At 68.6% G+C, this 10611-nt stretch carries 6 protein-coding genes and 1 tRNA gene; 1 reads left to right on the top strand and 6 read right to left on the bottom strand.

The annotated features are described in order from the left end of the window. Positions 1-207 precede the first annotated feature (207 nt). Positions 208-414, top strand: a complete 207-nt coding sequence (locus AS188_RS16190; protein WP_143709977.1) for a hypothetical protein — start codon at positions 208-210, stop codon at positions 412-414. Between the two features lie 195 nt (positions 415-609). Here the strand turns inward: AS188_RS16190 and AS188_RS16195 are convergent, their stop codons facing one another. The 6 genes from AS188_RS16195 to AS188_RS16220 form a co-directional block, all read right to left on the bottom strand. After that, positions 610-2478, bottom strand: a complete 1869-nt coding sequence (locus tag AS188_RS16195) for a S9 family peptidase (RefSeq protein ID WP_058860097.1) — start codon at positions 2476-2478, stop codon at positions 610-612. A gap of 300 nt (positions 2479-2778) precedes the next feature. Continuing rightward, on the bottom strand, positions 2779-3207 hold the full coding sequence (locus AS188_RS16200; RefSeq protein ID WP_058860098.1) for an Hsp20/alpha crystallin family protein: 429 nt from the start codon (positions 3205-3207) through the stop codon (positions 2779-2781). A 314-nt stretch (positions 3208-3521) separates the two neighbouring features. Then, positions 3522-3595: transfer RNA gene (locus tag AS188_RS16205), tRNA-Gln, on the bottom strand. A 237-nt stretch (positions 3596-3832) separates the two neighbouring features. Next, the gene (gene glgX, locus AS188_RS16210; RefSeq protein WP_058860099.1) at positions 3833-6022 is read right to left on the bottom strand and encodes a glycogen debranching protein GlgX; all 2190 of its coding nucleotides are present in this window, start codon (positions 6020-6022) and stop codon (positions 3833-3835) included. A 1440-nt stretch (positions 6023-7462) separates the two neighbouring features. Further along, positions 7463-9514 carry an ATP-dependent zinc metalloprotease FtsH gene (ftsH, locus tag AS188_RS16215; protein ID WP_083529640.1) on the bottom strand — a complete coding sequence of 684 codons (2052 nt, stop codon included), beginning with the start codon at positions 9512-9514 and terminating at the stop codon, positions 7463-7465. Positions 9515-9929: 415 nt separating this feature from the next. Continuing rightward, positions 9930-10595, bottom strand: a complete 666-nt coding sequence (locus AS188_RS16220; protein WP_058860100.1) for a hypothetical protein — start codon at positions 10593-10595, stop codon at positions 9930-9932. Between the last annotated feature and the right edge of the window lie 16 nt (positions 10596-10611).

A 10611-nucleotide genomic window follows, 5' to 3' on the forward strand; every position in this document is an offset into this window, starting at 1 on the left:
TCTTACACCGTTACTGCGATAGTCCCTTGTGTGTCGCCGGGTGCGGGTTGGTGCTCCTGGGGGAGGGATCGGGGGCGGTGCAACGAGGAGATGTCCGCCGCGCCCTGCGTGCTGGGCCACCGCGCGATGCCGCAGGATGCGGCATCGAGTACATCGAGGGAGGAACGTCATGTCTGGAACGGAGATCGCTGAGCGCAGGTGGTGGCGATGATCCTCGTCGGAGTGATGCTGGCGGTCTTGGGCATGTTGCTGCTGTTCATGCTGGCGCGAGTCACCGTGGTGGAGATCGATCAGTTCAGGCGTACCGCCGCCGTGGCAACGTTGGGTGTCATTATGGTCGCCGCCACGCTGTTGAGCACCGGGACGGCGCTGATTGGTGTTTCGGCGCTCCTGTCGTTCAGTGCTTTTCGGTGAGGCCAGCGAGAATCCGGGTGCGGCGACGGTTTCGCGGGGGCGTGGAATCGATTCCGCCTCCCACAGTGTGGAGTTGCTGTGGACGCCTCAAGGCATTTTCTGGGGGTGCCTCAATGAGTCAGTGCGTGTACCGGCCTCGTTCGCCTCGCTGACGGCCGGCAGGTCAGTGGTGCAGGGACGGGGGGCGGACGTCTGTTATGGCTGGGGGACCAGTTCCAGGTGCTTGCTGAGGAACTGGAGCATGGTGGTGATGAGCATTTTGCGTGAGTGGGCCCGGCGGTACTCGTGGCCTTCACCGGCCAGTTGGAGGTACTGGACGGGTCTGCCCAGTTTTTCCAGGGTGGTGACGATTTGTCGGGCTTCGCCCAGTGGCACGTTGGTGTCCAGCTCGCCGTGGATCACGAGCAGGGGCGCGGTGATGCGGTGGGCCTGGCGCAGGGGGGAGATCGCGTGCAGCAGTTCTCGGTCGCGTTCGGGGTGGCCGTACTTGGTGATGGCCGCGGCGGCGATCCAGGGCTCGGTGTCGCGGTAGAAGGTGTGCAGGTCTGACATGCCGCAGATGTCCACGCCGGCGGCGAAGACTGCGGGGAAGAAGGCCAGCGAGGCCAGGGTGAGGTAGCCGCCGTAGGAGCGGCCGGTGACGGCGATTCGTGCCGGGTCGGCCACACCGAGGCGGATCAGGTGGTCGGCGGAGGCCAGGACGTCCTCGAAGGCGTCGTAGCGGTGGTGGACCTCATCGGCATGGACGAAGGCTCGGCCGAACCCGGAGGAGCCGCGCACGTTGGGGGCGAACACGGTGATCCCCGCGGTGGCCATTGCCTGGTGCTGTGGGTTGAAGGTCGGCCGTTCCTGGCCTTCCGGGCCGCCGTGGAGGTACAGCGCCGCCGGGCCCGGTTCCCTCGCCCCGGGGGCGCGGTAGAGCCAGCCGGTCAGGGTCAGTCCGTCGCGGGCCCGGTAGGTTTCCAGGGTCGGCTCGATCGTGTGCCACCGGGGTAGTCGGGGTGTGCTGGTGATGCGGGTCCACCGATGGGTGGAGGTCTCCACGTGCCACAGTTCGCGGGGCCGTTCGGGGCCCTCCACGGCCATGACGATGCTGTTGCCATCGCGGCTGAGCACCGGATCGGTGGCCACCAGGCCGGGCAGGCCCCTGAGCGGGGTGCGCTGACCGGTGGTGGTGTCCAGTAGCTCGAGCTCGCTGCAGCCGGCGACGTTCCAGGACAGCAGCAGCCGGCGTCCGGCGTCGTCGGCGTCGAGGTTCTCCAGCTCCGCGTCCTCCCGAGCTGCCAGGGTCCGTGGCTGGCCCTGGACGCCGTCCACGCTCAGCGCCATGGCGATCAACTGTCGGCGGGGCAGGCCCGCGTCCGTGACCACGTAGGCCGTCAGCGGTCCCGGGGCCGTGGGTGGTGAGGGGCGCAGCAGCGCCACCTCTGTGGTCCCGGTCGATCGGTCGGGCAGCAGGGGGTGGTGCTGGTCGGTGAGCCGGTCGAAGACTTCGCAGAACTCCTGGCCGCGTTGGCCGTCACGGACCACGATCAGCCGTTCCTCGACCGAGACGTCGAGGACGTGGATCAACTCCCCCTCCGTCACGGGTACCATCGCCGCGTCGGCCGGGTTGACCAGGAAGGAGCGGGTCTGCTCGCCGGGCTCCACGGAGGGGATGGTGATTATGACGTGGTGTCCGCTGCGGGTCCAGGGTCCCAGCTCGGCGTGCAGCTGCGGGGAACCGGCCAGCAGGCGCGCGTCGGTGCCGTCCGGGCGCACCGCCCACACCTGGGTCCGTACCCCGCCGTGGGTGGCCACCGCGCACGCCAGCCAGGCGCTGTCCGGGGACCAGCGCACTGCCACCACGGGGTCATCGGAGAACTTGAGGCGGATCGCTTCGGGCGGTTGCCCGTTGAGGACCACCTCCTGCACCCAAACCTCGGGGACTCCGCAGCGGTCGCTGATGAACGCCACCCGGCGGGCATCGGGGGTCATGGTCGGTCCCCAGCTGCCCCAGGCCTCGACGAGGTGGTGGGCGAGCTCGATCACCTCTCCGACCGGGACCGGGACCTGGTTGGTCATGTGGACTCCTCCTGGCATGAGGTTCCCGCTCACGCCACTACGTCTCCGGCAGAGACCATGGCTGCAGCGCGGTGGAGCCCAGCCTAGTGGCGCCCTGTCTCGAGTCCGATGCCGCCTGCTGTCATCGGTGGCAGCGTGGATGTGCCGGATCTGCGGATCCTGCAACGGGTGGACAGGTTACGGGTCGCGGCCATCGACTCGGTCGGCTTGTGCGCCTCAGCAGCCCATCCCGTGAGGGGGCGGCAGGGACCCAAGGGCTTTCGGGTCCCCGCCGCCCCCCCCGTTGGGTAAGAGCGGTGTTCAGCCGCGGGTGACGGGGATCTTCTTGGTCCCGGGCACCTGGTCGGGCTCGGTCACCGGGGCCCGGACCTCCAGCACCCCGTCCTTGTAGGTGGCGGTGATGTCCTCCTCCTTGGTCCCGGCCGGCAACGGCAGGGTGCGCACGAAGGACCCGTAGCGGAACTCCGAACGGTAGGTGGCCTTGTCCTTGTGCTCGGACTTCTCGCGGCGTTCGGCCCGCAGCCGCAGCATGTCGTTGGCCACGGTGAGCTCCACATCCTGGTCGGGGTCGATGTCGGGCAGCTCCGCCCGGATCACCATGGCCTCGCCGTCCTGGAACTCCTCGACCTTGGGCCAGGACACGTTCAGATCGGACTGCAGGTCGCCTTCCAGGAGCCGGCGGAACGGCTCGAGCATGTCGAAGGCGTCCCTGCGCATCAATCCAGCCATCACTTGCCTCCTCTCCTCGGGCCCGGCCCCGGTCACGTCGGGGCGGCCGTCAACCGGAGGCCGTGGACCCGTCGAGGGGGGCCGGAGGTGCACTTGTTGGGACATTTCCAGGATAAGCACCGGATGCGGGGAGCAAAAGATCTGTTTCCGGCGCGGGTGAAACGTCATCCGCGCCGGCCGTGGTTCCACGCTCACGGAGGAGGGGGCCGTCGGCGGAACGGCCGGCTTTGGGACTCGCCCCGTCCTCGACCGGTGGTCGAGGACGGGGCGGCTTGCCGATCCCTAGCTGCACCTTGTGCGGTGGCTGGGCTGTGCTGCCTGCCCAGGATTCGAACCTGGAACCCCCGGTACCAGAAACCGGTGCAACTACCAGTTGTGCTAGCAGGCACCGCCCACCGAGTGGGCGAGGATTTCAACGCGTGACCGGGGTCCGCCCATTCCCAGGCTCCGGTGTCCGTGCTGGGTCGGGGTTGATTCGAGGCTCCGAGGTGCACTGCGGGGTGGCAGTGCTCCCAGGATGGGTCCCGGCGTGAGGGTCGGTGCGACCTGGTTCTGGTGCCTGGCCATGGGTGGGGGTGGTGAATGAGCATCTCGGTGGAGGGGAGGTTCGCCCGTGCGAGAATCTTCAGCTGGTGGACGGGGCGGTTGCGTCGGTGCCGGCGGTGAGGATGGCCAAGGACGCAGCGACGGAGTGATCGGGTTCTGCCGGTGGGGCAGTGTAGGCGCGCAGGATGAGCACGGATTTGCCGGCCACTTCCAGGGGTGCGTCGGCGGCCACGAGGCGGGTGCCGGCACTCTTGCCGGCGGTGTCCAGGACGACTTCCCACTGCGGGGCGTACTCGGCTGGGGGGAGGGTGAAGGTCACGGGCCCGTCGTGGGAGTTGAAGCACAGCAGGAAGTTCACGTCCGTGATCGTGCGTCCACGCCAGTCCTTGCCGATGGCGGCCCCGTTGTAGAAGACCCCCAGGGCGCGGGCCAGCGGTTGCCCCCAGTCAGCGGGCACCATGGGGGAGGCATCGGGATTCAGCCACACGATGTCGGGCAAGGGCTGGCCCTGCTCCCGGTCCACGGGTCGGCCGCTGAAGAACCGGTTGCGCCGGAACGTGGGGTGCTGGCGGCGCAGCCGGGCCACCGCGGCGACGAACTCGCTCAGCGGGGCGTCCATGCTCTCCCAGTTGATCCAGGTCAGCTCGTTGTCCTGGCAGTAGGCGTTGTTGTTGCCGTTCTGGCTCCGGCCCAGCTCGTCCCCGTGGACCAGCATCGGCACCCCTTGGGACAGCAGCAGGGTGGCCAGGAAGTTGCGCTGCTGCCTCGCCCGCAGGGCCAGGACCTCGGGGTCGTCCGTGGGGCCCTCCACCCCGCAGTTCCAGGAGCGGTTGTGGGACTCTCCGTCGTTGTTGTCCTCGCCGTTGGCTTGGTTGTGCTTCTCGTTGTAGGAGACGAGGTCGCGCAGCGTGAAGCCGTCGTGGGCGGTGACGAAGTTGATGGAGGCGAACGGGCGGCGCCCGGAGGACTCGTAGAGATCGGCCGAGCCGGCCAGCCGTGAGGCGAACTCCCCCAGGGTGGCCGGTGCTCCGCGCCAGAAATCGCGCACCGCATCCCGGTATCTGCCGTTCCACTCGGTCCACTGCGGCGGGAAGTTCCCCACCTGATAACCCCCAGGACCGATGTCCCAGGGCTCGGCGATCAGCTTGACCTGGGAGACCACCGGGTCCTGCTGGACCAGGTCGAAGAAGCTGGCCAGCCGGTCCACGTCATAGAACTCACGGGCCAAGGTCGCGGCCAGATCGAAGCGGAAGCCGTCCACGTGCATCTCCGTCACCCAGTAGCGCAGAGAGTCCATGATCAGCTGCAGCGCGTGGGGGTGGCGGACGTTGAGAGTGTTGCCGGTGCCGGTGTAGTCCATATAGTACTGCTTCTCGCCTTCGACCAGCCGGTAGTAGGCGGAGTTGTCGAGGCCCTTGAACGCCAGGGTGGGGCCCAGGTGGTTGCCCTCGGCCGTGTGGTTGTACACCACGTCGAGGATCACCTCGATCCCTGCCCGGTGCAGGGACCGGACCATGGCCTTGAACTCCTGGACCTGCTGTCCCGGCTCGGCGGTGGAGCTGTAGGCGTTGTGCGGGGCGAAGAACCCGATGCTGTTGTAGCCCCAGTAGTTGCACAGACCCTTGTCCAGCAGCAACCCGTCGTGGACGAACTGGTGCACCGGCATGAGCTCGATGGCCGTCACCCCGAGCTTCTGCAGGTGCTCGATCACCGCCGGGTGAGCCACGCCCGCATAGGTTCCTCGCTCGGCGGCCGGCACCTCGGGGTGCAGGATGGTCAGGCCCTTGACGTGGGCCTCGTAGATCACCGAGTCGTGATACGGGATCCGCGGGGGCCGGTCCCCCTGCCAGTCGAAGAACGGGCTGATCACCACCGACCGCATCGTGGAGGGCGCCGAGTCCTCGGCATTGAACGATCCGGGATCACCGGGGTGGTGGGAGAACACCGCCGGACCCCAGCGGACCTGGCCACTGATGGCCTTGGCATAGGGGTCCAGCAACAGTTTGGCCGGGTTGCACCGCACACCGCGTGAGGGGTCATAGGGACCCTCCACGCGGTACCCGTACTTCTGACCGGGGATCACGTGCGGCAGGTAACAGTGCCACACGAAAGCGTCCACGGCCTCCAGTGCGATGCGGTGCTCGGTGCCCTCGGCGTCGAACAAGCACAGGTGCACGGCCGTGGCCGCCTCACTGAACACGGCGAAGTTCGTGCCGTTGCCGTCGTAGGTCGCCCCCAACGGATAGGGGCTACCCGTCCACACGTCCATCTCAGTCCTCCGCCGCCCGAAGCACGGTCAGCGAACACGTCGCGGCAGGAGCACGTGAGACCGCCAGCCGCTGCGGGATCGCACCGAGGGAGCACGAACTTTCCCTTCCTCAGTACTCACACCATATGCTCGCCTCCGTTGCCGGTGGGCGAAAACCCCGGCGACGCACCGTTGCCGGTGCTCCACCGCGGCGGCGGTCAGGGATCTGACCAAGATCCGAGGCGCGCCCTGCTCCCTGGGTTGGTGGTGACCGGCGTCCGGACACCGCGGCCGACGGACCATCCAAGCCGAGCACTGCGGTCGCGGTGTTCAGCTCGCCCAGCAGTCAGCGGCGCAAAAATCCAGCAAACGCACAAGTTGCCTTGTCGGTAGGGGCCCATCGTTCCTACCCTGAGGCTCCAGTCACACATCGGTCGCCGTCAGAGCGCGCTCCGGGAGTTATTGCGACGGCAGTACCGCGGGACGCACCGGTGCGGTGAAGGCGTGCAGCGGCTGGTGGTGTGACGCATTCGGCGCGGCTGAGAAAGGGCGCTCTCATGGGGCGGAAGCGGCATCCTTCGGATCGTGCGGTCAGTGCGCCCTCCGGAACTACCCGGTTCAGGACCGGAGCGCCCTTGTCCGCCCAAGGCCGGCACGGCCTCCGGCGGCGCCAAGCCGTGTTCGCCGGGATACCACCTCTGATGTTCCGTTCGCCTTCCCCTGGCAAATCTGCTGTGGAGCAGAAGCCGAGGCGCGGCCCGGTTTCCTCAGCGCGGCCGGCGGGTACCTGCCGTACGGTGGCCCATGCTGTGGCCGGCGCGGTAGCAGACACCCCCGGGGTGGTGCGGCTGCAGCGCACGGGAACCAATGCGCTGCTGGGCCTGGCTTCTGTAGTGATGGATGCCCCGAGCAGGTGGGGGAGTCCGTCCCGTGCCCGGGTAGCGGCGTGCTGCGGGGTGCGCGTGCGCGCCGTGGGCAACCGCGCTGAAGTGGCCCTGGGGTTGTGCCTCGACCCGTCCGTGGTGGCGGCCCCCGACCGGTTACACGCCGCGGTTGCCGTCGTTGCCAGCGTGGAGGACCGTGTCGCATCGGTGGTACGCGAGGCGGGATGGCGGTGCGGGGGCATCGACATCACCGTCCACGCCCTCAAAGAGGGCAGCACAGGCCAAGGCGGGTGCCCGTCCTCGTCCAGGCCGGCGGCGGGTGTGGCGGGCAGTGACCGGACAGCCACAATCGATGCAGGTGCTGGGCCGGCGGGAACCGGCGGGTCCTGGGGGGGACTTGGCCAGGCAGTGCCCGCACGCTAGGGGCCAGGAGCAGGCAGGGGTAGACGGCGCTGATGGCGGCAGTATGGACTCGGGCCCTGAGTTGGTACGGGCCATGAGCTGGGAGGACCCCAGCACCGCCCCCTGTGGGACCTTCCGGATCTTATGGGTCTCATCGGCCCCGGCTGTACCGCACTCAGCCATCGCGCCGGTGGGTGGCGACCGTGTCGCCGGCGGGGTTCTCCCGGACCGGAGAGTCGGAGGCGGCCCCTACTAGCTGGGACGAAGCCGGGCGGCGCTCGATCCCGACGACGGCGTAGACCTCGGCCTCGTCCAGGCTCTCGCGCTCCATGAGCGCGGCGACGATCGCCTCGAGCCGGTCGCGGTTGTCTGCCAGCAGGCGACGGGCCTCGGCGTAGCAGTCGGCGATGAGGGTCCGCACTTCCTCGTCGACCGCCTCCAGCAGCGCCTCGGAGGCTCCTGCCTGGCGCGGGTCGCCCTCGAGCGGGTAGACCTGCACCGGGCCGACCCGGGGCGACATTCCCCATCGGCCGATCATCTGCCGGGCGATACCGGTGGCGGTCTGCAGGTCGGACTCCGCCCCGGTGGTGATGACCCCGAACACCTCCTCCTCGGCGGCCATCCCGCCCAGGGCCCCGATGATCCGGCCCTTGAGGTAGTCCCGGTCGTAGCCGTACCGGTCCGTCTCGGGGGTGGAGAGGGTCACCCCGAGGGCGCGGCCGCGCGGGACGATCGAGATCTTACGCACCGGGTCCGCCCCCGGTTGCAGCATGCCCAGCAGAGCGTGACCGGCCTCGTGGTAGGCGGTGCGCAACCGCTCCTCCCGAGGCAGGACCACGGAACGTTCGGCCCCGAGCTGGACCTTCTCCAACGCGTCGGTGAAGTCCCGGGTCGACACCTGCTCGTGGCCGCGCCGGGCCGCCAGCAGCGCGGCCTCGTTGACGAGGTTGGCCAGATCAGCCCCGGTCATCCCCGGGGTGGTGCGCGCGATGTGGGCGAGGTCCACCTCGGGGGCCAGCGGCACTTTCCGCGTGTGGACGGCCAGGATCTGCTCCCGGCCGTGCTGGTCGGGGACCCCGACGGTGATCTTGCGGTCGAAGCGCCCGGCCCGGGTCAGGGCCGGGTCCAGGATATCGGCGCGATTGGTGGCCGCCAGCACGACCACACCCTCGGTGCCGGTGAAACCGTCCATCTCGGTGAGGATCTGGTTGAGGGTCTGCTCGTGCTCATCGCGCCCGCCCACCGATCCGACCGCGGAGCGGGCGCGGCCGATGGTGTCGATCTCGTCGATGAACACGATCGCGGGAGCGACCTTGCGCGCCTCTCCGAACAGCTCCCGTACCCGGGAGGCACCCACCCCGACGATCATCTCGATGAACTCCGCAGCACTGGCCGAGAAGAACGGCACCCCGGCCTCCCCGGCCGTGGCCCGGGCCAGCAGGGTCTTGCCCGTGCCGGGCGGGCCCTCCAGCAGCACGCCCTTAGGCATCCGGGCACCCAGCTTGCGGTACTTGTCGGGGTTCTTGAGGAAGTCGACGATCTCGGCGACCTGGCCCTTGACCTCGTCGATGCCGGCGACGTCGGCGAAGGTGACGCGGATCTCGGCCGGGTCCACCCGGCGGGGCTTCCTCCCCCGGCCGAGCAGACCGCCCGCCCCACCGGTCTGCCGGCGCAGCAGCCACAGCCAGAACCAGACGAGCAGGGCCACCGGCAACAGGGAGATGAACAGGTTCGCCAGGAAGCCCCGCTCGGTGGTCACCGGGGTCGCGCTGACCTCCGCACCGCGGGTCTCCAGGGCGGCCAGCAGGTCGTCCTGCGCGAAGACCGGCCGCTCGGTGGTGAACTCGGTGTAGGCGCCCTCGCCCTCCGGGCGCTCGACCGGCTCCCGGAGAACCCCCTGGATCGTGTTGCCGCGGGCGAAGACCTCCTCCACGTTGCCGTCGCGCACCTGGTCGGTGAACTCCGTGTACGGCACGGACGCCACCTGGGCGCTGCCCACGTCCTGGAGGGTGGTCAGCGTGAAAAGCAGGAACCACCACATCAGGAACCACGCGAGCAGCCGCCACCAGCCCGGCTTCTGCGGCCCCTGCCCGTCCTCCGGAAGGCCCTCCGTGCGCCACGGACGCGGCGCTGGGGCGTCCCGGCGCCAACGAGACCAGCGAGCAAAGCGGGCAGGCCGTTGCTCCCTGGTCCCGGTGTTCCCATCGCTCTTCGTGCGATCAGCCATGACGTCTCCTCCGACGACAGTCACTGCAGAATTACTATGGCCCATCCCGGACCGGCACGCACAGAGAAAGGCGGTATCACAAGAGCGGGCCGCCGCCGTTCATGGGCTCTTGAGGGCGGGTTGGCCCCGGTTGGCGACTAACTGGGTTACCTCATACTGGGCCGGTTTCCGATCACTGTTGCCCACTCGGAGACAGGAACCTCCGTACACGCCCCAGACCGTCACGCAGCACGGCTTCTCGCCAGAGCTCGTCTATGCGGACTCTCGCTCACGCTCTCATTCACTCCTCACTCGTTCACTGAGCTCGAATGAAGGGTGAACGACAGAGTGAACACTGGACAAGGTCCCCATCCTCCTGAATCCGCACCTGCCCTGCGCGGCCGGCATCCGGACACGGCAGGCGCCGGCCGCTTCGTCATTCGTCCGGCTCCGGGGCCACTTCCTCGAGCACACCGTCCTCATACCGGCGCCACCGGGTGCCGGAGGCATCCGTAAACTCGAAAGCCGTCACCCTGCGATCAGGGGACATCGTCACCGGGCGCAGGCGTTCGTACTCGTCCGGGCGGTGCCCCAGGTCCCACGCGTGCTCCGGATCCAGGCCGTAGATCAGATGGCCGGGCGGAAAAATCCTGACGGCCAGGCGGGGATTGTCCACCCGCACTCTCCGATGGTCGCGGTACACCAAGTCGGAGGACATCACCACGAGGTCGTATATCGGGGCTCCGGAGCGGTTGTGGACCTCGATCACCGAACCGCGGTCGGAGGGCTTTCCGAGCTCGGCCGACAACCACGCCATCACCTCGTTCGCCTGCCGCCTGCGACCCTCCTGCTGCGACACCGCGTCCCGGTGCTGTGCGGTCCGCTTCATCCGGCGCAGCTCGACCACCGCCCACACTGCCGCTACCAGAGCCAACAGGGCGACGGCCACGGACAACCATTCCATGGCCCGCATGATCCCAGATCTGGAAGTGTCCGGTCGAGGGCCCTGTGCCGCTACCTCCTGACCCGTCGTGTGGCTGTCTCGTTCGGCCTTGTCGTCAACCGCAAGGGACTGGCGCACGATCAGGTTGCTAGCGGACATGCCAATCTCCCTGTAG

This window comes from Kocuria flava, assembly GCF_001482365.1.
Taxonomy (GTDB): Bacteria; Actinomycetota; Actinomycetes; order Actinomycetales; family Micrococcaceae; genus Kocuria; species Kocuria flava.

Bases quoted from the DNA above. Each gene is read 5' to 3' on its own strand.
- AS188_RS16190 (WP_143709977.1), top strand. From the start codon at position 208: ATGATCCTCGTCGGAGTGATGCTGGCGGTCTTGGGCATGTTGCTGCTG.
- AS188_RS16195 (WP_058860097.1), bottom strand. From the start codon at position 2,478: ATGACCAACCAGGTCCCGGTCCCGGTCGGAGAGGTGATCGAGCTCGCC.
- AS188_RS16200 (WP_058860098.1), bottom strand. From the start codon at position 3,207: ATGGCTGGATTGATGCGCAGGGACGCCTTCGACATGCTCGAGCCGTTC.
- glgX (WP_058860099.1), bottom strand. From the start codon at position 6,022: ATGGACGTGTGGACGGGTAGCCCCTATCCGTTGGGGGCGACCTACGAC.
- ftsH (WP_083529640.1), bottom strand. From the start codon at position 9,514: ATGGCTGATCGCACGAAGAGCGATGGGAACACCGGGACCAGGGAGCAA.
- AS188_RS16220 (WP_058860100.1), bottom strand. From the start codon at position 10,595: ATGTCCGCTAGCAACCTGATCGTGCGCCAGTCCCTTGCGGTTGACGAC.